Annotated in this window: 25 protein-coding genes; 14 read left to right on the top strand and 11 right to left on the bottom strand. The window is 71.3% G+C overall.

Features of this window, described 5'->3' with window-relative positions; all coding sequences use genetic code 11:
* The first annotated feature begins 91 nt into the window (after positions 1-91).
* The 5 genes from EDF40_RS02270 (at position 92) to pgm (ending at position 4,194) form a co-directional block, all read left to right on the top strand.
* Positions 92-877: a glycosyltransferase family 2 protein gene (locus EDF40_RS02270; protein ID WP_311316762.1), complete on the top strand. Its 786-nt coding sequence runs from the start codon at positions 92-94 to the stop codon at positions 875-877.
* Positions 874-1,506, top strand: a complete 633-nt coding sequence (locus EDF40_RS02265; RefSeq protein ID WP_123340185.1) for a DUF2064 domain-containing protein — start codon at positions 874-876, stop codon at positions 1,504-1,506. The genes EDF40_RS02270 and EDF40_RS02265 overlap by 4 nt, the downstream gene beginning before the upstream one ends.
* Positions 1,503-2,165, top strand: coding sequence for a class I SAM-dependent methyltransferase (locus EDF40_RS02260; RefSeq protein WP_123293702.1), 663 nt, complete (start codon positions 1,503-1,505; stop codon positions 2,163-2,165). Before EDF40_RS02265 ends, EDF40_RS02260 begins: the two co-directional genes overlap by 4 nt.
* A 59-nt stretch (positions 2,166-2,224) precedes the next feature.
* Positions 2,225-2,470 (top strand): hypothetical protein, encoded by a 246-nt coding sequence (locus tag EDF40_RS02255; protein ID WP_123293701.1) that lies wholly within the window; start codon positions 2,225-2,227, stop codon positions 2,468-2,470.
* A gap of 104 nt (positions 2,471-2,574) precedes the next feature.
* Positions 2,575-4,194, top strand: a complete 1,620-nt coding sequence (gene pgm / locus EDF40_RS02250) for a phosphoglucomutase (alpha-D-glucose-1,6-bisphosphate-dependent) (RefSeq protein WP_123340184.1) — start codon at positions 2,575-2,577, stop codon at positions 4,192-4,194.
* 39 nt (positions 4,195-4,233) lie between these two features.
* On the opposite strand, the gene EDF40_RS02245 is transcribed toward pgm, so the two are convergent.
* Genes EDF40_RS02245 through EDF40_RS02225 form a run of 5 tightly spaced genes read right to left on the bottom strand, consistent with a single transcriptional unit; the run spans position 4,234 to position 11,005 of the window.
* A complete protein-coding gene (locus EDF40_RS02245) occupies positions 4,234-5,517 on the bottom strand; it encodes a glycoside hydrolase family 125 protein (protein WP_123340183.1) in 1,284 nt (427 codons plus the stop codon).
* The gene (locus EDF40_RS02240; protein WP_123340182.1) at positions 5,505-7,862 is read right to left on the bottom strand and encodes a glycoside hydrolase family 3 protein; all 2,358 of its coding nucleotides are present in this window, start codon (positions 7,860-7,862) and stop codon (positions 5,505-5,507) included. The genes EDF40_RS02245 and EDF40_RS02240 overlap by 13 nt, the downstream gene beginning before the upstream one ends.
* Positions 7,859-8,713, bottom strand: coding sequence for a carbohydrate ABC transporter permease (locus tag EDF40_RS02235; RefSeq protein ID WP_123293697.1), 855 nt, complete (start codon positions 8,711-8,713; stop codon positions 7,859-7,861). The genes EDF40_RS02240 and EDF40_RS02235 overlap by 4 nt, the downstream gene beginning before the upstream one ends.
* Before the next feature lie 33 nt (positions 8,714-8,746).
* Positions 8,747-9,685, bottom strand: coding sequence for a carbohydrate ABC transporter permease (locus EDF40_RS02230; protein ID WP_123340181.1), 939 nt, complete (start codon positions 9,683-9,685; stop codon positions 8,747-8,749).
* Between the two features lie 30 nt (positions 9,686-9,715).
* Positions 9,716-11,005: an ABC transporter substrate-binding protein gene (locus EDF40_RS02225; RefSeq protein WP_123340180.1), complete on the bottom strand. Its 1,290-nt coding sequence runs from the start codon at positions 11,003-11,005 to the stop codon at positions 9,716-9,718.
* 121 nt (positions 11,006-11,126) lie between these two features.
* Between EDF40_RS02225 and EDF40_RS02220 the strand changes: the two genes are divergently transcribed.
* The 3 genes from EDF40_RS02220 to EDF40_RS02210 all read left to right on the top strand — a co-directional run bounded on the left by EDF40_RS02220 (position 11,127) and on the right by EDF40_RS02210 (position 16,079).
* On the top strand, positions 11,127-12,173 hold the full coding sequence (locus EDF40_RS02220) for a LacI family DNA-binding transcriptional regulator (RefSeq protein ID WP_123340179.1): 1,047 nt from the start codon (positions 11,127-11,129) through the stop codon (positions 12,171-12,173).
* A gap of 13 nt (positions 12,174-12,186) precedes the next feature.
* The gene (locus tag EDF40_RS02215) at positions 12,187-13,431 is read left to right on the top strand and encodes a glycosyl hydrolase (protein WP_123340178.1); all 1,245 of its coding nucleotides are present in this window, start codon (positions 12,187-12,189) and stop codon (positions 13,429-13,431) included.
* A 185-nt stretch (positions 13,432-13,616) separates the two neighbouring features.
* Positions 13,617-16,079 (top strand): MDR family MFS transporter, encoded by a 2,463-nt coding sequence (locus tag EDF40_RS02210; RefSeq protein ID WP_123340177.1) that lies wholly within the window; start codon positions 13,617-13,619, stop codon positions 16,077-16,079.
* A 394-nt stretch (positions 16,080-16,473) separates the two neighbouring features.
* Here EDF40_RS02210 and EDF40_RS02205 read toward each other — a convergent pair whose 3' ends face one another.
* Positions 16,474-17,364, bottom strand: coding sequence for a site-specific DNA-methyltransferase (locus EDF40_RS02205; RefSeq protein WP_185002679.1), 891 nt, complete (start codon positions 17,362-17,364; stop codon positions 16,474-16,476).
* A gap of 103 nt (positions 17,365-17,467) precedes the next feature.
* Between EDF40_RS02205 and EDF40_RS02200 the strand changes: the two genes are divergently transcribed.
* Positions 17,468-17,752 carry a GNAT family N-acetyltransferase gene (locus EDF40_RS02200; RefSeq protein ID WP_123340176.1) on the top strand — a complete coding sequence of 95 codons (285 nt, stop codon included), beginning with the start codon at positions 17,468-17,470 and terminating at the stop codon, positions 17,750-17,752.
* Positions 17,753-17,779: 27 nt separating this feature from the next.
* Here the strand turns inward: EDF40_RS02200 and EDF40_RS02195 are convergent, their stop codons facing one another.
* From EDF40_RS02195 to EDF40_RS02185, 3 genes are all read right to left on the bottom strand, one after another.
* Entirely contained in the window at positions 17,780-18,109 is a 330-nt protein-coding gene (locus tag EDF40_RS02195) for a hypothetical protein (protein ID WP_123340175.1), read from the bottom strand.
* Between the two features lie 170 nt (positions 18,110-18,279).
* Positions 18,280-19,329, bottom strand: coding sequence for a biotin/lipoate A/B protein ligase family protein (locus EDF40_RS02190; protein ID WP_123340174.1), 1,050 nt, complete (start codon positions 19,327-19,329; stop codon positions 18,280-18,282).
* An 85-nt stretch (positions 19,330-19,414) separates the two neighbouring features.
* Positions 19,415-20,290 carry an alpha/beta hydrolase gene (locus EDF40_RS02185; protein ID WP_123340173.1) on the bottom strand — a complete coding sequence of 292 codons (876 nt, stop codon included), beginning with the start codon at positions 20,288-20,290 and terminating at the stop codon, positions 19,415-19,417.
* 105 nt (positions 20,291-20,395) lie between these two features.
* Here EDF40_RS02185 and EDF40_RS02180 point away from each other — a divergent pair, with 105 nt between their 5' ends.
* On the top strand, positions 20,396-21,556 hold the full coding sequence (locus EDF40_RS02180; protein ID WP_123340172.1) for an inorganic phosphate transporter: 1,161 nt from the start codon (positions 20,396-20,398) through the stop codon (positions 21,554-21,556).
* A gap of 11 nt (positions 21,557-21,567) precedes the next feature.
* Positions 21,568-21,837 (top strand): hypothetical protein, encoded by a 270-nt coding sequence (locus tag EDF40_RS02175; protein WP_123293687.1) that lies wholly within the window; start codon positions 21,568-21,570, stop codon positions 21,835-21,837.
* A gap of 102 nt (positions 21,838-21,939) precedes the next feature.
* On the opposite strand, the gene EDF40_RS02170 is transcribed toward EDF40_RS02175, so the two are convergent.
* Positions 21,940-22,692: an SDR family NAD(P)-dependent oxidoreductase gene (locus EDF40_RS02170; RefSeq protein ID WP_123340171.1), complete on the bottom strand. Its 753-nt coding sequence runs from the start codon at positions 22,690-22,692 to the stop codon at positions 21,940-21,942.
* A gap of 94 nt (positions 22,693-22,786) precedes the next feature.
* Here EDF40_RS02170 and EDF40_RS02165 point away from each other — a divergent pair, with 94 nt between their 5' ends.
* Entirely contained in the window at positions 22,787-23,197 is a 411-nt protein-coding gene (locus EDF40_RS02165; protein WP_111085532.1) for a MarR family winged helix-turn-helix transcriptional regulator, read from the top strand.
* The gene (locus tag EDF40_RS02160) at positions 23,194-24,540 is read left to right on the top strand and encodes an MFS transporter (protein WP_323742911.1); all 1,347 of its coding nucleotides are present in this window, start codon (positions 23,194-23,196) and stop codon (positions 24,538-24,540) included. Before EDF40_RS02165 ends, EDF40_RS02160 begins: the two co-directional genes overlap by 4 nt.
* A 177-nt stretch (positions 24,541-24,717) precedes the next feature.
* Here EDF40_RS02160 and EDF40_RS02155 read toward each other — a convergent pair whose 3' ends face one another.
* A complete protein-coding gene (locus EDF40_RS02155) occupies positions 24,718-25,611 on the bottom strand; it encodes an alpha-E domain-containing protein (RefSeq protein WP_165901043.1) in 894 nt (297 codons plus the stop codon).
* Positions 25,612-25,774: 163 nt separating this feature from the next.
* On the opposite strand from EDF40_RS02155, the gene EDF40_RS02150 reads away from it, so the two are divergent.
* On the top strand, positions 25,775-26,293 hold the full coding sequence (locus EDF40_RS02150) for a MarR family winged helix-turn-helix transcriptional regulator (RefSeq protein ID WP_123340168.1): 519 nt from the start codon (positions 25,775-25,777) through the stop codon (positions 26,291-26,293).
* The last annotated feature ends 3 nt before the right edge of the window (positions 26,294-26,296 follow it).

The following is a 26,296-nucleotide window of genomic DNA, read 5'->3' as shown; positions in this document are numbered from 1 at the left end:
GTTTCCTGTACCCCGACGCGCGTCGTCGTGTTACGTCGAGTGCATGACAGGACAGACCCGTCGATCTGACGACCGGCACCGAATGACGGACATGAGTGTCGACGTCATCCTCCCGTGCCTCGATGAGGCCGATGCCCTGCCGAAGGTGATCGCTCGCCTTCCGGAGGGCTACCGCGCGATCGTGGTGGACAACGGCTCGACCGACGGTTCGGCCGACGTCGCCCGCGCGCACGGCGCCCTCGTCGTCACGGAACGGGTGAAGGGCTTCGGCTCCGCCTGCGCCGCGGGCGTCGCGGCGGCCACCGCCGACTTCGTCGCCTTCTGCGACGCGGATGCCTCGATGGACCCCGCCGAACTGCCGCCGCTGGTCGACCGTGTCGCGAGCGGCCGCGTCGACCTGGCGCTCGGACGACGTGTCCCGACGAGCAAGGGCGCCTGGGCGCCGCACGCCCGGTTCGCGAACCGCGTCCTCGCCGTCCTGATGCACCGCGCGACCGGCTACCGCCTGCGCGACCTCGGCCCGATGCGCGTCATGCGCCGCGAGGACCTCGTCGCCCTGGACCTGCAGGACCGCCGCAGCGGCTACCCGCTCGAGATGGTCCTGGCCGCACACGCGGCCGGGTGGCGCGTCGACGAGTCCGACATCGGCTACGCACAGCGCATCGGCGACAGCAAGGTGACCGGGACGCTCCGCGGCACGGTGAACGCGGTCCGCGACATGACCCGCCTGCTGCGCGCGTACCGCCGGGAGGCCCGTGTCCGGGTCGTCGCACCGGCATCCGTCCGTCACGTGGCCGGCTCCACCGCCGCGACCGGTTCCGCGGTACGGCCCGACTCCGCACCCGTCGCCGCCTCGGTCGAGGGGACGCGCGCATGACCGCCGGCATCACCGTGGCCGTGGTCGCGAAGGAGTGCCTGCCCGGCAAGGTGAAGACCCGGCTGACCCCGGCGCTCTCCCCCGAGGGTGCCGCACGAGTCGCGTCCGCGAGCCTCGCCGACACCCTGTCGACCGTGCGCGCGCTGCCTGCTGACCGCCGCGTCCTGTTCTTCGACGGCGACGTCGTCCCGGAGTCGGCCGACGGCTTCGACGTCCTCCACCAGCCCGGCGGCGGGCTCGACGAGCGCCTCGGGTTCCTGTTCGACGCGATCGACGGCCCGTTGCTGCTCGTCGGGATGGACACCCCGCAGGTGTCCACCGACGCGCTCGCCCCGGTGTTCGACCAGCCCGAGCGCGACGCGTGGTTCGGCCCCGCCGAGGACGGCGGCTTCTGGTCGCTCTACCTGCAGGCCCCGACCGGCGACCTGCTCCGGGGCGTCCCGATGTCGCAGGACGACACCGGCGCCGTCCAGCTCGCACGCTTGACCGACGCCGGCCTCGACGTCGGGATCCTCGGTGAGCTGCTCGACGTCGACACGATGCCCGACGCCGAACGCGTCGCCGAACTCGCGCCGGACTCCGGCTTCACCCAGGCACTCCGTGCCGAGACCGTGGGGAGTCTCCGATGACCATGCACGCACCCGTCTCCTTCGGCGCCGGCGGCGGCGAGCCGTACGCCCGGGCCCTGCGCTCGGACGGACGGCTCCGGCTGACCGACCCGGACCGCCCCGACGTCGTCACGACGATGGACGTCGGCCGGTGGAGCGCCGCGGCCGACCGGGTCGACCGCTCGCTGCTCGACGACGCCGACGGCCCCGTGATCGACATCGGCTGCGGCCCCGGGCGGATGCTCGTCGCCGCGCGCAACCGCGGCATCCCCGCACTCGGCGTGGACGTCTCGGCCGAGGCCGTGGCGATCGCGCAGCGGTCCGGCGGCACCGCGATCCAGGGGTCGGTGTTCGACGCGGTCCCCGACGAGGGGCACTGGGACACCGCCTTGGTCATCGACGGCAACATCGGCATCGGTGGCGACCCCGCTGCGCTGCTCGAGCGCTGCGGCGAGATCGTCCGCGCCGGTGGACGGGTGATCGTCGAGACGAACCCCGACCCGCTGGCCGACCGGGTGTACACCGCCCGCGTGGTGGACGCCGACGGCCACGAGAGCGCCGGGTTCCCCTGGGCCGAGGTCGGTCTCGACGCGCTGCACCGGCACGCGGCGGACGCCGGCCTCGTGGCGCGGCAGAGCTGGACGGTCGCGGGCCGGAGCTTTTGCGAGCTCATGGCCTGATCACGCACGTTCGTGCACTTGTTTTGCATCATGCAAGACAGTCACGTACGGTCGAGCACATGACGAACAGCACCTTCCCGCTCGGCGGTACCTTCGTGTCCGGACTCCGCGGCCGTGACGAGCGCGGGTCCTTCACGGGCACCCGCTCCACCGACTCGGTCGGCACCTACACGGGTGCGCCGATCACCGGACGCCTCGGGCGCTTCACCGACGTGCAGCGGTCGCGTCCCGGCACCTGGACCGCGTCCACCCGGACCGCGACGGGCTCGTTCCGCACGGCGACCGGCTCCTTCCGCACCGCCTGAGCCGTGCCGTCGCCCCGGTCGGTGGACACGGCTCCGACCGCGCTCTGCGGCCCGGGCTGTGCGCCGGCCGGACGCGTCCGGGTGCGCGATGCCAGGATGGACCCATGAACGACCGCGCCGGCACCCCCGCGACCGCAGACGACCTCGTCGACATCGACGCACTCGTCGCCGCCTACTACGACCGTGTGCCCGATGTCTCCGTCGCCGAGCAGCAGGTCGTGTTCGGCACCTCCGGCCACCGCGGCTCCTCGCTCGACTCCGCCTTCAACGACACCCACATCGCCGCGATCACGCAGGCGATCGTCGAGTACCGGCAGTCGCAGGGCACCGACGGCCCGCTCTTCATCGGGCGCGACACCCACGCCCTGTCCGGCCCCGCGGAGCGCACCGCGCTCGAGGTCCTGGCAGCGAACGGCGTGCACGTCCTGGCCGACAGCGACAACGGCTACGTGCCGACCCCCGCGCTCAGCCACGCGATCATCCGCTACAACCGCGCCGGCAACCCCGACACGGCGGACGGCATCGTCATCACGCCGAGCCACAACCCGCCCCGCGACGGCGGCTTCAAGTACAACCCGCCGCACGGCGGCCCCGCCGACAGCGACGCCACGAGCTGGATCGCCAACCGGGCGAACGCGATCATCGAGGGCGGCAACGCCGAGGTGCAGCGCACCGAGCACGCCACCCCCGACCGCTACGACTTCCTGCACACCTACGTCGCCGACCTCGAGAACATCATCGACATCGCCGCGATCAAGCGTGCCGGGGTGAAGATCGGCGCCGACCCGCTCGGTGGCGCATCGCTGCCCTATTGGAACCTCATCCGCGACCACTACGGCCTCGACCTGACCGTGGTGAACCCGGACGTCGACCCGACCTGGTCGTTCATGACGCTCGACTGGGACGGCAAGATCCGGATGGACCCGTCGAGCCCCTCGGCGATGGCCTCGGTCCTGGCGCACAAGGACGAGTTCGACGTCCTGACGGGCAACGACGCCGACTCCGACCGGCACGGCATCGTCACACCCGACGGCGGCCTGATGAACCCGAACCACTACCTCGCCGTCGCGATCGAGTACCTCTACGCACACCGTCCGGCCTGGCGCGACGACGCGGCCATCGGCAAGACCCTGGTGTCGTCGAGCATCATCGACCGCGTCGCCGAGTCGCTCGGGCGTCGTCTGTGGGAGGTCCCGGTCGGCTTCAAGTGGTTCGTGCCCGGACTGATCGACGGCTCCGTCGCGTTCGGTGGCGAAGAGTCGGCGGGTGCGTCGTTCCTGCGCACCGACGGCACGGCGTGGACGACCGACAAGGACGGCATCATCCTGGCGCTCCTGGCGTCCGAGATCGTCGCCGTCACCGGCAAGACCCCCTCGCAGCTGTACGTCGAGCTGACCGAGCGCTTCGGCGATCCGGTCTACCAGCGCGTCGACGCCGCGGCCTCGAAGGAGCAGAAGGCCCGCCTGTCGAAGCTCGACGGCGACGCCATCACCGCCGAGACCCTGGCGGGCGACCCGATCACCGCCAAGCTGTCGAAGGCCCCCGGCAACGACGCGGCCGTCGGCGGCGTCAAGGTCGTCACCGACAGGGCCTGGTTCGCCGCACGGCCGTCCGGCACCGAGGACGTCTACAAGATCTACGCCGAGAGCTTCGTCGGGCAGGAGCACCTGGAGCAGGTGCAGCGCGAGGCCAAGGAGATCGTGGACGCCGCACTCGGCGCCTAGTCGACCACCCGCAAGACCCGCACTGGCGGCGGTCGAGGATCAGTCCTCGGCCGCCGCCAGTGCCAGTTCGCAGAACATCGCGTCGGCCCACGAGAACCACGGGCGCGAGAACTGCGCCGGGTCCTCGACGTCGAACGACTCGTGCATGTCGCCGGTCCCGCCGTCGGTCGCCACGAGCACGTCGAGCAGCTCCCGACGGCGGGCCGGCGACCCGGACACCAGGCCCTCGACCGCCAAGGCGATCGGCCACACCCGCTGCGGCAACGTGTGCGGGCTGCCGACGCCGGCCGCCGCGGTTCCGCTGAACCAGTACGGGTTCGCCGGTGACAGCACGAAGTCCCGCGTCGCCGCCCACACCGAGTCGTCGAGCACCGACGGCGCGGAGAGCGGCAGGGACAGCAGCGACGGGGTGTTCGCGTCGTCCATCAGCAGCACGCCGCCGAGCCCGTCGACCTCGTAGGCGTAGACGTCCTCGCCCGCCGGCCCGGCCACCACGCCGTGCTGCCGGACGCCGTCCAGGATGCTCGCGCGCAGCACGTCGGCGTCGTCCGCCAGGCCGGTGTCGGACCAGACGTCCCGCGCGATCGCGGCGACGGCGAGCAGCGCCTCGGCGGCGAACAGGTTCGCCGGCACGTTGTAGCCGTAGGTGCAGGCGTCGTCCGACGGGCGGAACCCGCACCATGTCATGCCCGTCACCGCGACCGGGGTGCCACGGCCGTCGCGCGCCAGGGTCTCGGTCGGGATCGCCCCGTCGCGCACGAACCGGTACTCGGAGGTGTCGTGGTCCTGTTCGGTCCGCCACTGCGCCACGATCGTCCGGAACACCCGGTGCGCCCGTTCGTCCAGCACCGCGGTCGACCCGGTCGACCGCCACAGGGCGTGTGCGAAGGTCACCGGGTAGGCCAGGCTGTCGACCTCGTACTTCTGCTCCCACACCAGCGGGTCGGCGTTGCGGTCGTCGGCGTCGTAGTGCGCGCCGTTCGGCTCGCGGTTGAACGAGTTGGCGTACGGGTCGTGCTCGATCAGCCGGAACTGCCGCCGCACGACCGCCCAGAGCAGCTCCGCGAGCGCCGGGTCCTCCGCCACGAACCGCAGGTACGGGGTCATCTGCGTCGTCGAGTCGCGGAGCCACATCGCCGGGATGTCCCCCGTGATCACGAAGGCACCGTCGTCGTCGAGCGAGATCGTGTCCCGCAGCGTGCGGACCAGCGCGCGCTCCACGCGGTCGCCGACCTCGGTGCCGACCGCGGCCCGGACCCGGTCGGCGGCCGCCACCAGCGTCGGCGTGATCTCCTCGAGCTGCGTCTGCGTCACGACACCCATCGCACTGACTCCTGTCCGTCGGTGACGCGGACGGTCCGCGTCGACCCGGGTGGATCGAGCACGTCGTCCGTCCAGCAGTCGAGTTCGAGCGGCCGTGCACCGAGCCGGAGACCAGCGTCCCACGTGCCGAGCGCATCGAGTCCGAGCGCGTACGCGGTGTCGACGGTCCCGCCGGCGGGCACGTCGACCGTCACCAGGGCGAGCAGTCGCCGTCGCCGCGGACGGACACCGGGTTCACGCCGCCGCCCCCACAGGGGCACCGAGACCCGACGGTGCGCGTCCGACGTGTTGCGCACCGTCACCGGGACGATCACCGTCCCCCCGGCCAGGAGGCGCACAACAGTCACCGCGTCGCTCCCCTCCGCCAGACGGACGTCCACCCCGCCACCCGGCCCGGGTGCACCGGTCACGGTCGAACGGCTGGTCACGTCGACGTAGCCGCGTGCCGTCTCGAGGCGCTCGTCGTGCGCCACGGGCAGGACACCGTCGGCGCCGGGCCACGTCGCGGGGAGTCGCCCCTCGGCCGGGGCGCCGAACAGCACGTCCGCGACGGCTCGACCACCGGAGGGCCCCGGGAACGGCACGACCAGCACGCTGTCCGCCAGGGCGAGCACCTCGGTCAGGACCCGCGGTCGACCGTCGACGACGACCGCGACGACCGGCAGGCCGCTCTCGCGGGCGGCGCGGAGCACGTCGAGCTGCGCCTCGGGCACGGCGATCGAGGCCAGGTCGACCCCCTCGCCGTTCGTGGTGTCCGGGGCCGGACCGCTGACGGCGCCGTTGTCCTCGAAGCCGTCGTCGTACGCGCGACGGCTCGAGCCACCGAGCACCACCACGGCCACGTCGGCGCCGAGGAGCGCCGTGCGGACCGCGAGGAGCCCGTCGGGGCCCGGCAGGGGCTGTCGGAGCCCGCTGCCCCGGGCGGTGCGGATCCGGGCGGGGCCGAGCCGGGCCTCCAGGGCGGAGCGGACGGTGGACGCACCGGGGTCGTCGGGCGGCCGCGGCGGTGAGTAGTCGCCGAGCAGGGCGTCGACGTCGTCGGCGTTCGGGCCGACCACGGCGACGACGGCGTCGGGTGCGATCGCGGGCAGCGCTCCGCCCAGGGCGACCACGGCGCGGCGGGCGGCACGCTCGGCGAGGGCGACGGTCGTGCGCTCCGGTGGCTCGGCGCGCGTCGTGGTCGCTGCTGGTGCTGGTGTCGTTGGTGGTGCGGGTGTCGTAGGTGGTGCTGGTGTCGGCGTCGCGAGCAGGCCGACACGGCGCTTGAGGGCGAGCACCCGGTCCACCGCCTGGTCCAGGTCGTCGGTGCTGATCAGGCTCCGGTCCAGTGCCTCGTCGAGGTGCGTGTACGCCTCGTCCCACAGGCTCAGGTCGACCCCGGCACGGAGCGCGAGCGCAGCCGCCGAGGCCGGGTCGGGAGCGACGTCGCGCAGTCGGTCGATGGCGGTGCCGTCGGCCATCACGAGCCCGTCCCAGCCCCAGGTGTCGCGGATCGTGGTGGTGAGCAGGTCGCGGTTGCCGCAGCACGGCACCCCGTCGACGTCGTTGTACGCCGCCATGAACCCGGCGACGTGTTCGCGTGCCGCGGCGAGCGCCGGCGGGAGGTGCACCTCGGCGAGCTCACGGCGGCCGATCGGGGCACCGGAACCGTTCCGCCCACCGATGCCGGCGCCCTGCCCGGCCAGGTGCTTCGCGACGACCGCGACGTGTCGGTCGTCGATGGGGCCCGGGCCGCCGCCCTGCATCCCCCGGACGGTGGCGGCGACCATGATCGCGGCGAGCGCGGCGTCCTCCGACCAGCACTCCTCGCTCCGGCCCCACCGGGGGTCGCGCAGGACGTCGAGCCCGGAGACGAGGGCGACGTGGGTGCCGCGGGCGCGGACCTCGGCGGCGATCGCGGCCGCGAGGTCCTCGACGAGCTGCTCGTCCATCGCGGCGCCGAGCGCGAGGTTCACGGGCACCGTCGTGCCGCCGAGGGCCTGCAGTCCGTGCGGCACCTCTTCCACGAAGAGCGTGGGGACGCCGCCGTCACTGTGCGCGACGATGTGGTCCTGCACGGCGGCGTAGGCCTCGGCGGAGCGTTCGGGCGGGATGCCGTTGCCCCAGTGCACGCCGGACCAGGGGTCGGCGCGGAGCACACCGTAGACCGCGCCGATCCCGCCCCACCGGTCGACCTCGGCGCGCAGGACGTCGGTGATCCGCGGGCGGCCGTCGACCCAGCGGACGGCCTCCCAGCCCTTCAGGCGCTGGTTGAGCTGGCCGATGCGGGCGCGGACGTCGAGGCTGGTCGCGGTCTGGTGGCCGGTCGGGTGCGCGGTCGGGTGCTCGGTCGAGTGCTCGGTCATCCCTTGATCGCTCCGGAGACCAGGGCGCGCTGCATCTGGCGCTGCAGGATCGAGTACACGAGGTACACCGGCAGCAGCGTGAACAGCGTGCCGGCCATGAGCATCCCGTAGTCGGTGCCGGCATCGACCTTCAGCGTCGGAAGCGCCACCTGGATCGTCCGCTGTGCGGTGTCCGGACCGATGAGCACCAGGGCGTACAGGTACTCGTTCCAGAACGACAGGAAGTTCAGCAGCAGCACCGTGGCGATGCCCGGGATGCAGATCGGCAGGTACACCTGTCGCATCACCTGCCACGCCGAGGCGCCGTCCATCGACGCGGCCTCCTCCAGCTCGCGCGGGATCGTCCGCATGAACTGCGTCAGGATCACGACGGCCAGGGGCATCGCGGTCGCCGGCAGCAGGAGCACGAGGAACGTCCGGGTGTGGAACAGCCCCATCCCGGCGGCGAGCAGGAACGTCGGGAACAGCGCCGCGAACGACGGGATGAGGAACCCGAGCGAGAACAGTCCCTCGACGATCCGTCCGGCGCGGCCGGTGGCCCGGGCGAGGGCGAACGACGCCGGCAGCGCGAGGACGAGGGTCAGCACGAGGGCCGCCACCGTCGTGATCGCCGAGTTCGCGATGGCCGGTCCGAGCGAGGCCTGGCGGATCGCCTCGGTGAAGTTCGACAGGTCCCACGACGCGGGCAGCGCCAACGGGGACTCGAAGATGCCGTCGTTGTCCTTGAACGACGACACCACGAAGTAGTAGAAGGGCAGGATCAGCAGGGCGGCGTAGATCCACGCCACGGTGCCGCTCGTGATGGAGCCGATCCGGTCTCGCAGCCGGATGCCGGCGGTGGGCTTCGCCATGGTGGTCTCCCGGGGTCTGTCGGTCAGGGGCGGTCAGTGGGTCTTGCGCAGGACACGGCGGATGACGAACATCCCGGCGAGTCCGAGCACGAACAGGACGACGCCGACGGCCTGGCTGTAGCCGAGGTCGGTGTCGACGAACGCCTTCTGGTACACGAGGTACGACAACGTCGTGGTCGCGGTGCCCGGGCCGCCCTGGGTCAGCAGGAGCACGTTCTGCGCCGAGCTGAAGAGCATCGACAGGAACTGCAGCATCGCCACCACCCCGATGAAGTCGCGAGCGATCGGCCAGTACACACCCCACGCCAGCCGCCACGATCCGGCGCCGTCCATGCGGGCGGCCTGCACGACCTCGGTGTCGACGCCGTCGAGCCGGCTCGCGATGAGCACCGCCGAGTACCCGATGCCGGCCCACAGGTCGATGACGATGAGCGCGCCGAGGGCGGTCGCGGGGTCGGCCAGCCAGGCCTTGCCGCCGATGCCGAGCGTCGCGAGCACCCCGTTGACCAGGCCGTCGGGGTTGAGCATCGCGTAGAACATCATCGCCGTGGCCGGTGCCGAGATGAGCGCCGGGATGAAGAGCAGGTAGCGGAGCACCTTGTGACCGCGCGGCTTCTGCACGACGTGGAAGGCGAGCAGGAACGCCAGCACGATCATGATCGGCAGCCCCACCACGATCTGCACCGTGCTGTTCCGGACCGCGGCCCAGAACGTCTCGTCGGAGAACAGCACCCGGAAGTTGTCGAGCCCCGCGAACGTCGGCGCGACGAGCATGCCGGGCCAGCTCAGGAAGGCGATCACGATCATCGCGACGACCGGCCCGATCATGAACAGGCCGTACCAGACGAGCGCCGGGATCGCGAAGGTCGGGAAGCTGCCGCGGCTGCTGCCGACGGCGCGGGATCCGCGGCGGGCGGGCCCGGACGGGGTCGACGCCGACCGGACGGGTGGTTCCTCGACGAGCACTGCCATGGGGAGCTCCTTCTCGCAGGGTCGGGTGGGTCAGGCGGCCGTGTAGGCGCGCTCGAAGAGGTCGATGATGCGGTCGGACGAGGTGCCTGAGCCGTACGCCAGGCTGGTCGCGCGGATCATCGGCTCGTACGCCGAGTCGGGCACGAGCAGGTCGGGCAGCATCACCGGGGTGACCTGGTCGTCGGTGAGCTTCGACGCCTGGGCGACGAGCGGGAAGTCGCGGCTGACCGTGTCGGTGATCCGGCTCATGTCGCGGCCGGAGTCGAGGACGAACTCGGTCGTCACCGCCGACGAGTACAGGTACTGCACGAAGGGCTTGATGAGGTCGAGCTTCGCCCGGCCGTTCTCGCTGATCCAGATGCCGTGCCCGTTGTAGCTCTTGATGACGCTCGGGTGCGCGATGGCCGCGTGCTGTGAGGGGACCGGCCAGCCGCCCACCGTGACCTCCTTCGCGCGTTCCTTCGACACCAGCGCCAGGGCGGAGGACATCGCGGGGACGATGGCGGCCTTGCGCGTGGTGAACTGCGTCAGTTCGGAGTCCGAGGTGAAGCCCTGCACCGAGTCCACGAAGACCCCGGCGTCGCGGAGCTCGACGAAGTGCTCGACCCCGCGGACCGCACCGGCGCTCTCCGAGATCCTGCCCGTGGAGAAGACCTTCGCCGCTTCGTCCTGGGACACGAACCCCTGGATCACCTGCATGAGGAGCTTCTGCCCGCTCCAGTCCGACCCGCCGACGGTGACCGGCCCGATGCCGGCGGAGCGCAGGCGGTCGGCTGCGGCGATGAGCGCGTCCGAGGTCGTCGGGATCTCGCTGACACCGGCCTGTTCGAGCAGCGCCGTGTTGAACGACACCGGCCAGTTCGTCCGGGTGAACGGGAACGCCCGGAGCCGACCCTGGTCGTCGGTCCACTCCTCGAGCGCCTCGGGGATGATCTTGTCGCGCAGGTCCCACTCGTCGAGGTACCGGGAGACGTCGATCGTGGCGTCCTCACCCGTCCAGGACAACGTCCGTCCGACCATGTTCACGATCGCGACGTCGGCTTCCTTGCCGGCGAGGGAACTCGTCTCGAAGACGATCGGCAGGTCGGACCCGTTCGACAGCAGGGCGACCTTGCGGTCCGTGCGGCGACGGTAGGCGGCGACGACGTCCGTGAACGTCTGCGCACCCGCGACCGCGCCGCTGAGCTGGGTGTGCACGCTCAGCGTGCCGGGGCCGCTCGAGGCTGGGGTGAGGGCGCTGCACCCGGCCAGGATCGGCGCGAGGATGCCGGCGCCGAGCCCGGCCCCGATGAGGGTGCGCCTACTGATGCCGTCCGTCACGGTGCCTCCCTGGCAGTGGATGGTGGAGCGATCACGATGCATTTGGTACAGCGGTGTACTTCAGGTGACGAGCAACGTATACCGCTTTACACGACGTGGTCAAGCCTCTACGCTCGACGGCATGAGCGACACCACCGCCGGAGCCGTCGACCGACGCCGCGTGACCATCGCGCAGGTCGCCAAGCGCGCCGGCGTCTCGACCTCGGCGGTCTCGCACGTGTTCAACGGGCGGCCGAACGTGTCCGCCGCCACCGCGGCCCGCATCCGCAAGGCCGCCGACGACCTGAACTGGCGGCCGAACCTGGCGAGCCGCAAGCTCTCCGGCAACGCAGGGCACAGCCTGGGACTGGTCCTCGCCCGCTCACGCGACACCTTCCAGCGCGACCCGTTCACGATGCGGCTGATCGCCGGCCTGACCGAACCCCTCGCCGCGATCGGCTGGTCGCTGTCCGTGACCCTCGTGCAGGCCGACGACGAAGCCGCCGTCTACCGGCAGTGGTGGACCGAGCAGCGGGTCGACGGCTTCCTGCTCGTCGACGTCCGGACCGACGATCCCCGCATCCCGATGCTCCAGCACCTGGCGGCCCCGGCCGTCATGCTCGGCGCACCGATCCCCGGCAGCACCGTCCCGGCGGTCACGGTGGGTGACGCCGACGCGACCGAGTCCCTGCTCGACCACCTCGGTTCGCTCGGGCACCGCCGGATCGCCCGCGTCGGGGACGGCCCGGCGCTCGCGCACACCGGCGCCCGCGACGCCCGCTTCACCGCCGCAGCCGCGCGCCGGGGCGTGGACGCGCTCGTGCTCGGGTGGCGAGCCGACGCCGAGGACCCGGTGGCCGACCTGCTCGCCCGACTGGACCGCGCCACCGCGATCGTCCTGGACGGCGAGGCGATCGCGGCCGAGGTGATCGCGCACGCCCCTGAACTCGGCGTCCGTGTGCCCGAGGACCTGTCCGTCGTCGCGTGGGAGGACTCGTGGGTCTCGTCGATCGTGCGCCCGTCGCTGACCGCCCTCGACGCCCCCGTCGAGGAGTCCGCCCGCACCGCCGTCGCCCTGGTCGAACGACTCGTCCGGGGTGACGAGGTCACCGATGCCGAGGTCGGCGGGCGCGCCCTGCACGTCCGCGGCTCGACCGGCCCCGCCCCAGCCGCCGCCACCGTTCCCTGACCGAAGGAGACCGATGACCACCGCCACGCGCTTCGGCGTGAACTACGTGCCCTCGACCGACTGGATGTTCCAGTGGCAGTCGGTGGAGGAATCAGCGATCCGCCGCGACCTCGAGGCGATCGCCGCCCTCGGCCTCGACCACGTCCGGCTGTTCCCGCTGTGGCCGACCCTGCAGCCGAACCGCACGCTCATCCGCCGACGGGCCCTCGACGACGTGGCCCTGGTGGTCGACATCGCCGCCGAGTTCGGGCTGGACGCCAGCGTCGACGTCGTCCAGGGGCACATGTCCGGCTTCGACTTCGTCCCCGCGTGGCTCGTGAACTGGCACGACGGCAACATGTTCACCGACCAGCTGGCGATCGACGCGCAGGCCGCCCTGGTCGCCGCCGTGTACGACGCGGTGCGCGACCGCCCGAACTTCACCGGACTGACCCTGGGCAACGAGCTCAACCAGTTCCAGCCGCCGAACCCCGCCGCGATGCCCGCCGACACCGCGCAGGTGACGCACTGGCTCGAGTCCCTGCTCGGCGCACCCCGCGACAAGGACCCGCGGCACGTCGTCACGCACTCCGAGAACGACCACCTCTGGTACCGCGACGGTCACCCGTTCGTGCCGGCGCACGCCAGCCGGCTCGGAGACGTCACGACCGTGCACTCCTGGATCTTCAACGGGGTGGCCGGTCGGTACGGCGCACTCTCCGACGAGTCCGTCCGGCACGCCGAGTGGATGATCGAGCTCGCCCGCGCCTTCGCCACCGACCTCGAGCGACCCGTCTGGCTGCAGGAGGTCGGGGCGCCCGACCGGCACCTCGCCGAGTCCGAGATGCCCGAGTTCCTCGAGCGCACGGTCGCCGCGGCCCTCACGTCCGAACGCCTGCACGCGGTCACGTGGTGGTGCTCCCACGACGTCTCCCGCGACCTGGGCGACTTCAAGGACCTGGAGTACTCGCTCGGTCTGCTCGACGTCGACAACCGCGTGAAGCCGCTCGGCCGGCGCTACGCCGAGGTCGTCGCCGACGCACGGCGCTCGTCCCCGATCCCGACCCCGCGGACGAGTGCCGTGGTGGTCGACGTCGACGAGGCCGACCTGCCGATCCGTCGGGCGGACCTGGCACCGGGCGGCCCCGTCTTCGAGCGCTGGCACCGCCTGCGCGCCGCCGGCGAGGCCGTGACCGTCGTGACGAGCCGGACCGCAGCCGACCCCGCGGCGCTGGCGGCACGGGGTGTGACCCGGGTCGTGGAGACCGCGGCGGTCTGACGGGGCCGAGCCGGGCCTCCTGGCCGTGGACCGGGATCGTCACCGAGCCCGCGATCCGGGCGTACCGTGACTGCCGATCCACACAGGAAGCCGCTCCTGAGCAACCGAGCACTTGCGGCAGATGTAACTTTGCAGGCAGCGCAAAAATCGTTTCGCCAGCGCATCGGTACCAGGAGACCCTGCTCATGACCCAGACGGCGACCGCACCCGCGGCCCCCACCACGGCGTCCAACGTCGTGATGAACCACCGACAGATCCTGTTGGTGATCTACGGCCTGATGGCCGGGATGTTCCTCGGAGCCCTCGACCAGACGATCGTCGGCACCGCGATCCGCACCATCGGTGACGACCTGCACGGCCTCGACCAGCAGGCCTGGGTCACCACCGGGTACCTGATCGCCTCGACCGTGACGACGCCGATCTACGGCAAGCTCTCCGACATCTTCGGTCGGCGGCCGCTGTTCATCACGGCGATCGGCATCTTCATCGTCGGGTCGTTCCTCGCGTCGTTCTCGACCTCGATGCTCATGCTCGCCGGGTTCCGTGCGCTGCAGGGTCTCGGTGCCGGTGGCCTGATGTCCCTGCCGCTGGCGATCATGGGCGACATGCTCGCCCCCCGCGAGCGGGCGAAGTACCAGGGCTACTTCCTGGCCGTCTTCGGCATCTCGTCCGTGATCGGCCCGCTCGTCGGTGGCGTCTTCGCCGGCGCGAGCGAGCTGCTGTTCATCTCCGGCTGGCGCTGGGTGTTCCTGATCAACGTGCCGATCGGCGTCATCGCGCTGTTCATGGTGCTGACGTTCCTGCACCTGCCGAAGTTCGGTGACCGTGGCAAGCCCCGGATCGACTGGTGGGGTGCGACGCTCGTCATCGTCACCCTCGTGCCGTTGCTGCTCATCGCCGAGCAGGGTCGCGAGTGGGGCTGGAGCTCCCCCGGCGCCTTCGCCTGCTACGGCATCGGTGCAGCCGGCCTGATCGCGTTCATCATCGTCGAACGGGCGATGGGCAGCGACGCGATCCTGCCGATGAAGCTGTTCGGCTCGCGGGTGTTCTCGATGTCCGCGATCTTGTCGGTGCTCGTCGGCTTCGGCATGTTCGGCGCGATGCTGACCATCCCGCTGTACCTGCAGATCGTGAAGGGCGTCACCCCGACCGAGTCCGGGTTCGCGATGCTCCCGATGGTGCTCGGTCTGATGATCTCGTCGATCGCCTCGGGCCAGATCATCTCGCGGACCGGCAACTACCAGGTCTTCCCTATCACGGGCACGGCGTTCACGGCCATCGGCTTCACGGTCCTGACCTTCCTGACCGCCGACCGCCCCCTCTGGTTCCTGATGCTCGGCATGTTCGGCATCGGCCTCGGGCTCGGGCAGCTCATGCAGACGCTGACCCTCGCGGCGCAGAACTCGGTGTCCCCGCGGGACATCGGTGTCGCCACCAGCGCCGCGACGTTCTTCCGGCAGATCGGCGGCACCATGGGCACCGCCGTGCTGCTGTCCGTCCTGTTCACCCTGATGCCGACGAACATCACCGCGGCGATGCAGAACGAGACCGACCTGAAGAGCGCCCTCAACGCCGCGCTCACCCCCTCGGTCGCGAACGCGTCCGAGAACAAGGGCGTGATGGACCAGATCTGGACGAAGATCGTCGATCCCGTGCAGAAGAACGTGCAGGACGGTCTGAACGACGGCGCCGTGCAGGCGAAGGAAGCCGCCGACGCTGCCGTCACGAAGCAGGTCACGGCCGCCGTGCAGCAGCAGGTCGCGGCCGGCAAGCTCCCCGCCGCCGCAGCCGACACCGTCATCGCCCAGCAGGTCGACGACGCCAAGCCGGCCGCCGAGCAGCAGGCCCTCGAGACAGCTGCGGCCAAGGCCAACGCGACCGTCGTCGACGGCACGCTGCAGGTCGACTACTCGGACAAGGCACAACGCGAGAACGTCGTCGACGAGGTCGCCCCGACGCTCATCAAGCAGCTGAAGAGCGGCGACTCGAGTGCGAGCTCGTCCGGTTCCGCGGCGACGAGCGACACCTCGTTCCTGAACGGCGCGGACAAGCGACTCACCCGTCCGTTCCTGGTCGGTTTCAGCGACTCGGCCGTGCGCGTGTACTACGTCGGCCTCGCGGTGATCCTGCTCGCGTTCGTACTGACCTGGTTCTTCCGGGTGCCGCCGCTGCGCAAGACGTCGGCGCTGCAGGAGCAGGCGGACGCCGCACGGACCGCTGATGCCGACGCTGCGGCAGCCGGTGCGGGTGCGGTTGCTGCCGGCACCGGATCGGGTTCGGCTGCGATCGCGTCGTCGGACTCGGTGCCGACCTCGCCCGACGTGCCCGCCCAGCCCCGTTCAGCACGCGCGGCCGGATCGTCAGACGTGTCGGTGCTGCCGAACGACGTGCCGCCGAACGACGTCGCCACGGACGGCACTCGCGCGCCGCTGCCCGACGCCACGACGCACGGCGCCCACTCGGCGGCTGCGCCCGTGGACGAACCTCCGACGACGACCGGTGCGATCCGGACCCGGGCTGCGCACGCTGCCCCGGTGGTGGACGCCGGCGCCCGTGCGACCGGGGCCGACGCTGCGGAGGCGAGCCGGGCCTCCCGGCTGGACGACGCGGACGAGGCGCACCCGCACGGGCGGCACTCGGCCGAGTAGGCGCGGGCGCAGGCAGGCGCAGGCCTGCCCTGCCGACTCGGAACGACAGGGTCGACGTCGCACGACGTCGACCTTGTCGTCTCTGCGCGCGTGCAACCGTTGCGGGCGCGCGGTTGCGTCGTCCTCGATGTCGTACGACGTCGAGGATGTCGCACCGCGCGCCCTCGGTGCGTGTGCATGTTCCGACGATCCACGGGTCGATCACCTCGTGGAACGTCGCAGCATGCGCCCGCATCGTGTGCGTGTGCATGTTCCGACAGGACACGCGTCGATCACCTCGTGGAACGTCGCACGATGCACCCGCATGCACCCACGTGCGGCCGCCACCACCCACGCGCACCCGCGCATGCACCCAAGCGCCACCACCACCGCGCCCGTCAGCCCGCCGCGCCCGTCAGCCCACCGGCACCTCGCCCGCGCGACCACCCGGCCCCGCACCCGCCACCTCGAACGAGGCCGCCGGCAACCGCTTCCGCATGACCTCGACCGCGGCCGGGTTGTCGTCGACGAGCACGTACCGCCGCCCGAGCGCCGAGGCCACCGCGCCGGTCGTCCCGCTGCCCGCGAAGAAGTCGAGCACCCAGTCCCCCTCGCGCGACGAGGCCTGCACGATCCGCCGCAACACCCCCTCGGGCTTCTGCGTCGGGTAGCCGGTCTTCTCCTTGCCGGTCGGCGACACGATCGTGTGCCACCAGACGTCGGTGGGGAGCTTGCCGCGCTCCCGCTTCTCCGCAGTGACGAGCCCCGGCGCCATGTACGGCTCGCGATCGACCGCCGACGAGTCGAACCAGTACTGCGACGGGTCCTTCACGTAGACCAGGATCGTGTCGTGCTTGGTCGGCCACCGCGACTTGGACTTGGCGCCGTAGTCGTAGGCCCAGACGATCTCGTTCAGGAACGACTCGCGGCCGAACAGCGCGTCGAGCAGGACCTTGGCGTAGTGCGACTCGCGGTAGTCGAGGTGCAGGTACAGGGTGCCGTCGGTGGTGAGGAGTCGCCAGGCCTCGATCAGTCGCGGCTCGAGGAACGTCCAGTAGTCCTCGAACCGGTCGTCGAACCGCATCAGGTCACCGCGGACCCGCTCGTAGGTCCGTCCGTGGAACCCCATCACCGGCCCGTCGGCGCTCGGCACTGCGGACGAAGCATGCCGCCGCTGGTACCGCCCCGTGTTGAACGGCGGGTCGAGGTACACGATGGTGAACGTCTCGTCGGCGAGCGCCGGGGTCACGTCGAGGGCGTCGCCGAGGACGACTCGGTCCGGGCCTCGGTCGTCTCCCGTGTGCACGGGACCATTCTGGCGCAGCCAGCGGCGACGCACCGGTCCCCGCGCAGGAAAGCGCAGCAAGCGCAGCCAGCGGCGACTCGGCCTCGCGGCGTAGCCTCGGCGCATGGCAGCACCCGAGGTCCGCAACGACACCGACAAGCAGCAGTACTCCCTGGTCGAGGACGGCGAGGTCATCGGCTTCGCGGCGTACGAGGTCGACGGCGACGAGATCCGCTTCGTCCACACCGAGGTCGACCCGTCGCACCGCGGTGGCGGGCACGCGTCGATCCTCGTGCAGCACGCGCTCGACGACGTGCGCGACAGCAGCCTCCGGGTCGTGCCGCAGTGCAGCTACGTCCGCGCGTGGATCGAGCGACACCCGGACTACCAGGAACTCACGACGCGCTGACGAGAGCGGCGAGCGAGCGCCGTCCGGTCAGTAGGACCGGTCGTGCGTCCCGACGCGCGCTTCGTGCCGACCGGCGCTCCGCACCGTCGGCACCTTGATGAGCACGCTGCCGCTGAGCAGGTCGTGGTCGTCGTCCGCCGGTGACGGTGCCTCCTTCGGGAGGCGCGACTGCCGTTCGTACTCGGCTTGCGTTTCGTGGCGGGTCGGCGCGAACACCTCGTCCAGCATCCCGCCGATGCCTCCGGATCCGCCGCTGCGCGTGGACTTGTTCGACAGGTCGATCCACCCCACGCGATCGGCGATCCACACCACGACGGCCACGGCGGCCACCGCCCCCAGGAAGATCAACCAGTTCACGCGAGCGACGCTACGTGGACGATCCGGCCACGACATCAGCCGCGCGGGGGATTCTCATGATCCGCACCTGTGGTTCATGGACTCGGTCGTCACACTGGTCGAGCGGCGGCCGGAGCGTCCCCCCTCTGCTCCGGCCGCCCACCACGAGCTCGCTCAGGGGCAGTGCCCGCTCAGGGCACGCGCTCGAGCCACTCCTTCGTCGCGAACTTCGTGCGCACGAGCTCCTGCGCCTTCTCGCGCTCGGCATCGGTCACCGCGCCGGGAGTCGCCCCGTACAGCTTCGTGAACGTGCCGACCAGCCGGTCGATGATCTCGGCGCGAGACAGCCCGGTCTGCGAGCGCAGCGGGTCCACGCGCTTCGCGGCCGACGTCGTCCCCTTGTCGCTCATCTTCTCGCGCCCGATCCGCAGCACCTGGACCATCTTCTCGCCGTCCATGTCGTAGCTCATCGTGGCGTGGTGGAGCAGGGATCCGGTGCCGAGGCGCTTCTGCGCAGCGCCGCCGATCTTGCCCTTGGCCGAGGTGATGTCGTTGAGCGGCTGGTAGTACGCGTCGATGCCGAGGGACTTCAGCGCCTCGATCACCCACTCGTCCAGGTAGGCGTAGGAGTCCGCGAACGTCATGCCCTGCACCAGGTCCGCGGGGACGTAGAGCGAGTAGGAGATGATCGCGCCGGCGTCCATGAACATCGCGCCGCCGCCGGAGATCCGCCGGACGACCTGCACGCCGAACTTCTCGGCACCGGCCGGGTCGACCTCGTTCTTCAGCGACTGGAACGACCCGATGACGACGGCGGGCTGGTCCCACTCCCAGATGCGCAGGGTCGGACCGCGGCGCCCGGCGCCGACTTCCTCGGTCAGCACCTGGTCGAGCGCGAGGTGCTCGTTCGGGCTGATCGGACCCTCGTGGATGACCTGCCAGTCGTAGTCCTGCCACGACGACGCTCGGGACAGCGCGCGGCGGACGGCGACCCCGACGGACTCGGGTGTGAAGCCGAGCAGCACGGCGTCGGCGGGGAGCGCGGCACGCACGGCCGCGGCGATGCCGGCGGCGTCGGTCGTCGACGGCAATCCGTTGACGGCCGCGTCGATGAGCGGCAGCGCATCGTCGGGTTCGAGGAAGAAGTCGCCGGCGAGCCGGAACTCCTGGATGTCCCCGTCCACCACGTCGAGGTCGACGACGACCAGTTTTCCACCTGGGACCTTGTACTCACCGTGCACGCGTCGAGCCTACGCCCGCCACCTGTCGGACTGGAGGCGCGGGTCGGCGCCGCCACGGGCCTCCCGTCCGCCAGCCGGTACCGTCTCAGGACGCGCGCGCCGTCACCCGGTCCAGCCACGCGACCAGGTCGGCCACGACCTCGTCACGGTTCGTCTCGTTGTAGACCTCGTGCCGCGCGCCCTCGTAGACCTGCACCGTGACGTCGGACAGTCGTCCGCGCCGCCGGTAGGCCTGTGCCAGCCGCTCGACTGACCGCGGCCCACCGAGGGCGTCGTCGGACCCGACCTGCAGCAGCACGGGCAGGTCGTGCGGGATCCCTCGCCGCGGGACCCCGAGCAGCCGGAGCGTGTCGGGCAGGCCGAACAGGCCGATGACGTCGGCCTCGACGGCGAGCGGGTCGACGGACATCGCGTCGATGATCTTCCGGTCGCGGGTGAGCCACTCGAACTTGGTCGGACCGGAGCCCGCGTGCCGCGCGTTGAGGTCGCCGCTGTTCATCCAGCCGGGCAGCCGGTAGGCGGTGGCGGAGAGCACGACCCCGTCCCACGACTCCGACGAGCTGTTCACGATCCGCTGCGCCATGAGCGAGCCCCACGAATGCCCGAGCAGGACCAGGGGCACGCCGGGGGTGTCCGCGCGGGCGACCTCCCCCATCTGCTCGACTGCGGCGATCGCGGCGCGCAGTCCGCCGGGGCCGAGCCGACCGAGCTTGGCGTGGTCGCCGTCCCACTGGCCGAGGCCGGTGCGCCCGTGCCCGCGGTGGTCGTTCGCGTGCACGGTGTACCCGGCACGCACGAGGTCCTGCGCCAGGGGCTCGTACCGCAGCCCGTGCTCGCCGACGCCGTGCGCGATCTGCACGATGCCCTTGGGGCGCGCCGCTCGCCAGGTCGAGTAGACGATCTCGACGCCGTGGGCGTCGGTGAACGAGGCGTCGCCTCGCGCTGCGGAGAAGGTGGGCACACCCGCAGTTTCGCAGACGCTGCCATCCTCGCAGACAGGCACCCCCACGGACCTGTTCATCCGGCGTTCACGCAGGGGCTTCGGGGCGGGCCTACCGTCCCCGGCATGGACGTCCTCGTCATCGTCGTGCTCGTGATCGTGGTGGCCCTCGTGTTCGACTTCACGAACGGGTTCCACGACACCGCCAACGCCATGGCCACGTCGGTCGCCACCGGGGCGCTCAAGCCCCGGACCGCCGTGCTCATCTCCGCCGTCCTCAACGTGGTCGGCGCGTTCCTCTCCACCGAGGTCGCCAAGACCGTCTCGCAGGGCATCATCCGCGAGGGCCAGGACGGCGTCCACATCTCCCCCACGATGATCTTCGCCGGGCTGGTGGGCGCGGTCCTCTGGAACCTCGCCACGTGGTACCTCGGGCTGCCCTCGTCGTCGACGCACGCGCTGTTCGGTGGGCTGATCGGCGCATCGATCATCGGCGCCGGGCTGAACTCGGTCGACTGGGCGACGGTGGTGTCGAAGGTCGTGCTGCCGGCGCTGCTCTCCCCGGTCATCGCCGGGGTCATCGCCCTGGTGGCGACCTACCTGGCGTACGTGCTCACGAAGAACGCCACGACGCACGGTGCGGCGACGGGCTTCCGGCACGGGCAGACCGTCTCGGCGTCGCTGGTGTCGCTCGCGCACGGCACCAACGACGCGCAGAAGACGATGGGTGTCATCACGCTGACGCTCATCGCCGCGAACTACCAGGACAGCGGGACCGGGCCGGCACTCTGGGTGATCCTGGCCTGCGGACTCGCGATCGGCCTCGGTACCTACACGGGCGGGTGGCGGATCATGCAGACGGTCGGCAAGAAGATCTCCGACGTGCAGTCGCCGCAGGGCTTCGCGGCCGAGACGAGTTCCGCCGCGACGATCCTCATCTCGTCGCACCTCGGCTTCGCCCTGTCGACGACGCACGTCACCAGCGGTTCGGTGATCGGGTCCGGGCTCGGCAAGAAGCTCGCCGACGTGCACTGGTCGGTCGTCGGCCGCATCGTCGTCGCGTGGGTGATCACGTTGCCCGCGGCCGCGGTGGTCGGCGGCTTGGCGACCTGGCTCGCCTCGACCTCGGCGGTCGGCCTCGTGCTGGTGGCGGTGCTCGCCCTGGCCGGCGGGCTGACCTTCTCCGTCCTGGCCAAGCACAAGCCGATCTCGCACGACGACGTCGCCGCCGGATCGACCGAACCCACCGACCAGGCCGAGCCGCAGCCGGCCGGCGCGCAGAACTGAGGGGAACGACGATGGAGATCGACTTCACGAGCATCGGCCTGGTCGCGGGCGTCGGCTTCGTGGCCGCGGTGGGCATCGTGCTCGTCTACACGCTCGGCCTGCGGCTGCTCGGTACGGGGCAGCCACTCGACACCGGCGGCGAGCGCACCCAGTACTCCGAGGAGACTCCGCGGTCCGGGCACACGCCGCCGGCAGCACTGGCGGGTGCCGTCCTGTGCTTCGCGGTCTGTGCGGCAGCCGTCCTCGCGGGCATCTGGCTCACGATCCCCCAGTTCCACTAGGACGTTCCTTCCCATCGCCCCCGCGGTGGGAAGCGGAAGCGGGCGTACCTGGTCAGAACTTCCGACCAGGTACGCCGGTTTCGACCGGGTACGCACCCGACCTCAGTGCGCGCTGTAGCCGCCGTCGACCAGGTGGTAGCTGCCCGTGATGAACGAGGCCTTGTCGCTCAGCAGGAACAGGACGAGCGCGGCGACCTCCTTGTCGGTGCCGAGACGCTTCGTGGCGTGCTCCTCTTCCAGCGCCGAGATGGCCTCGGGCGTCATGGCGTTGCGGAGCAGCGGGGTGTCGATGAAGCCCGGGCCCACGGCGTTGGTGCGGACACCCTGCGCCGAGTACTCGAGCGCGGCGACCTTGGTCAGGCCGGCCAGGGCGTGCTTCGACGCGACGTACGCGGCGTTCTGCGCGATGCCGACCGTGCCGAGCACCGACGCCATGTTCACGATCGAGCCACCACCGGCGGCGACCATCGCGGGCAGCTCGTAGCGGAGGCCGTAGAAGACACCGTCGAGGTCGACCGCACGGACGCGGTCCCAGGCGGCGATGTCGTACTCGCCGATCTTCTGCGGGGCGGCGCCGATGCCGGCGTTGTTCACGGCGAGGTGCAGCGCGCCGTACGTCTCGACGGCGTACTGGACCATGCGCTCGTTGTCGGCGGCGACGGCGGAGTTGGCCTCGAACGCGCTGGCGGTGCCGCCGGCCTCCGTGATCTCGGACGCGACCCGCTGGGCAGCGTCGAGCTTGATGTCGGTGACGACGACCGTGGCACCCGCCGCGGCGAGCTCCTTCGCGACGGACTCGCCGATGCCGCTGCCACCACCGGTGACGATGGCGACCTTGCCCTCGAACTCGGACATGATTCCTTCTCTCTGAACAACACCTGTTGTCCAGGACAACGGTACACCCAAAAACCAGTTCGTTCACTGAACTAATGAGCTAGGCTAACGACCTGTGACCGACGCCACCGACCTCCGCATCGCCGTGAACCGGCTGTCCCGGACGCTCCGCGCGCAGAAGGCCGACACGACCGTCACCGACGCCCAGTTCGCGGCGCTCGCCCGGCTCCACCGCGACGGCGCGATGACCCTCGCCGACCTGAGCCGCCAGGACGGCGTCACCCCGCCCTCGATGACGAAGACCATCGCGGTGCTGGTCGAGCGTGGCCTGGTGTCCAAGGGCGGCCACGACGACGACCGGCGCAAGGTCGTCCTCTGCGCCACCCCGGCCGGAGCCGCGTTCGTCGAGGAGACCCGTCGCCGCCGTGACGGCTGGCTCACCCCGCGGCTCGCCGCACTCACCCCCGTCGAGCGCGCCACCCTCGCCGACGCCACCGAGATCATGAGGAGGCTGGCCCAGCAGTGACCGCCATGTTCCGCTCCCTCGCCGGACGCAACTACCGCATCTGGTTCGCCGGTGCCCTGGTGTCGAACGTCGGTACCTGGATGCAGCGCACCGCCCAGGACTGGATCGTCCTGACCCAGCTCTCCGACAACGACGCCGTCGCGGTGGGGATCACGATGGCGCTGCAGTTCGGCCCGCAGCTGCTGCTCCTCCCCCTGACCGGCCTCGCCGCCGACCGCTTCGACCGTCGCAAGATGCTCATGCTCACCCAGGCACTGATGGGCCTGCTCGGGCTGGGCCTCGGTGTCATGGTCCTCACGCACACCGCGACGCTGCTCGCGCTGTACGGCTTCGCCCTCGCGCTCGGCATCGTCGCCGCGTTCGACACCCCGATCCGCCAGGCGTTCGTCTCCGACGTCGTGCAGGGCGAGAACGTCGCGAACGCCGTCGCACTGAACTCCGCCTCGTTCAACGCCGCCCGCCTGATCGGCCCCGCGGTCGCCGGCGTGCTCATCGCCGCCATCGGCTCCGGCTGGGTGTTCGTCATCAACGCCGGCTCGTTCCTGGCGGTTCTCATCGCCCTGCGCTTCGTCGACCCCGCGCAGCTCGCCGAGCGGGTGCACGCCGGCCGCGGCAAGGGGCAGATCGTCGCCGGCTTCCGGTACGTGCGGACCCGGCCGGACATCATCGTCGTGCTCTGCATGATCTTCGTCGTCGGCACGTTCGGCGTGAACTTCCCGATCTTCACCTCGACGATGGCGCGCGTCGAGTTCCACCAGGGCGCCGGCGAGTTCGGCCTGCTCAACTCGGTGATGGCGATCGGATCGGTGTTCGGCGCCCTGATGTCCGCCCGCCGGGACAAGCCGCGGATGCGCACGCTGGTGCTCGCCGCCGGGGGCTTCGGCCTGGCGTGCACAGCTGCCGCCCTCGCGCCCACGTACTGGACGTTCGCGTTCGTCCTGGTGTTCGTCGGACTCGCGGCGCTGACCTTCATGACCACCGCGAACGCCCTGGTCCAGACCACCACGAAGCCCGCCATGCGCGGCCGCGTGATGGCGCTCTACATGGCGATCTTCGCGGGCGGCACCCCCATCGGCGCCCCGATCGTCGGTGCCATCGCGGACGCGTGGGGTCCCCGCTGGGCCATCGCGGTCGGAGCGGCGTCGGGCTTCGTCGCGCTCGCCATCGCGATCGTCTGGCTCGTCCGCTTCCAGCGCCTCCGGCTCCGGTACGACGCGGACACCCGCCTGCACCTCGCGGTCACGCACGCGATGCCGGTGGTCGGCACCCGCGCCTCGCGCGCCGCGCTCCGCCAGGAGTTCGAGCGGGAAGAGGCGGTCGCCGACCGCTCCAGCGCCGTCTGACGCGTCCACTCCGCGAACGCGACAGATCTCCGCGACGCGGCAGCGTCCATCTCGCGAAAGCGACAGATCTCCGCGAACCGTTGGCGGGTGTCTGACGCTTTCGCGTGGCGGACGGGAGGCACGGGTCGGGCCCGCCACGGGCCTCCCGGCCGTCACCGGTCCGGTCCAGGGCCGCGATCAGTGCGCGGGTTCGGTCACCGCGAAGACGCGCTCGTCGAGCGCCGCGGTGACGCGGTCCGCTGCGGCCGCGAGCCGGTCGCCGGCATCGCCGACGACGCCGAGGGCCGCGTCCGTCGGGACGGCCTCGAGCCGGTCGCGGGCGGCGGAGAACGCCGCGACTTCCTCCGCGACGCAGGACGGAGCCACGTCGGCCAGGCACTCGGCGGCCCGTCGGACGGTGAAGCGCAGCGACCGCGGACTGTGCTCGTCCAGGAGCAGGAACGCCGCGGCGTCGTCCGGCACCGGATGGTGGTCCCGGCCACGCAGGAAGGCCTCGCCCGCACCGCAGGCCCGGAGCGCCGCCGTCCACGAGGTGACCGAGTCCGGTTCGAGCAACCCCGAGGCGAGTAGCCGGGCGGTCGAGGCGACCCGGGTCAGGGAGCGGCCGAGGGTGAAGAACTCCCAGACCTCGTCGCGACTGGCGTCCCCCTCGACCACGCCGATCGCGAGGGCGCTCCGTTCCCGAGCCCAGCCGAGGAACTCGTGCGCGCGGCCCGGGGCGATCTTGCGCGGCATGCGCGAACGGGTGACGTCGAGGCAGTCCCAGAGTTCGCTCGAGACGACCTCGCGGGCTCGACGGGCGTGGTCCCGCGCGACGGCGACCGCGGCGGCGATGGACGCCGGCTCGTGGCGGTCCAGCGCCAGGGCGTCGATGGTCGCGGACCGGTCGGCGTCGTTCGCCGGTCCGGCGGTCCCCACCACCGAACGGAGCTCCGCGGCGACGGCCCGGTCGTCCTCGACGGTGCCGGGTTCGCGTCGGGCGACGTAGACGTCGAGCAGGCGTGCGACCACGTCGGTGCGCTCGACCGCGCTCCCCACGTGGAAGACGTTCCCCGCGAGTCGGCTCAGCACGGCTGCTCCTGCATCCCCAGAACCTAACCAGCGGGCGTTGCGGGAGTGTTTCGGTGCCGCGTCACGGGTGTTGCAGTGTCCGATGTCCGCGCACGGGCCTGGGTCTCCGCCGCGATACCGACCCCTCGCTAGACAATCTAACTAGAGCGTCTAGCATTGCAGGATGACGTCCGAGGTCCTGACCAGCACCGCGGGGTTCTGGTACGAGGACTCCCCGGTCACCGCCGTCGACGTCCTGAACGCCCTGCGCCGGTACCGCACCGCCGAGAGCGCCGCGCAGCGTCGGGCTCGTGAAGCCCTGGGCATCGGCGAGAACGCGCTTCTCGCACTGCGGGTCCTCATCGACGCCGAGCACGACGGCCGGACCGTCAACGCGAAGGACCTGGCCGAGCGCCTCGAGATCACGGCGGCGTCGACCTCGGCACTCGTCGACCGGCTGGTCCGCAGCGGCCACGTCGAGCGGCACCAGGACCCGATCGACCGCCGCGGCGTGATCCTCACCGCGACGGGGACGTCGATGGGCCACGCCCTGCGCGTGATCGAGGAACTCGACGCCCGTGCCCTCGAGGTCACCGAGCACGTGCCGTCCGACGAGATGGCCGTCGTCGTGGACTTCCTCGACGAGATGGTCCGCGTGGTCGACGACGTCGACGCGGGCGCCCGCACGCTCCGCCGCGCGTAACCT

The organism is Curtobacterium sp. PhB170 (assembly GCF_003752345.1).
GTDB lineage: Bacteria > Actinomycetota > Actinomycetes > Actinomycetales > Microbacteriaceae > Curtobacterium.
The sequence above is the reverse complement of the archived record's forward strand: the minus strand, read 5'-3'. Positions and strand labels throughout refer to the sequence as shown.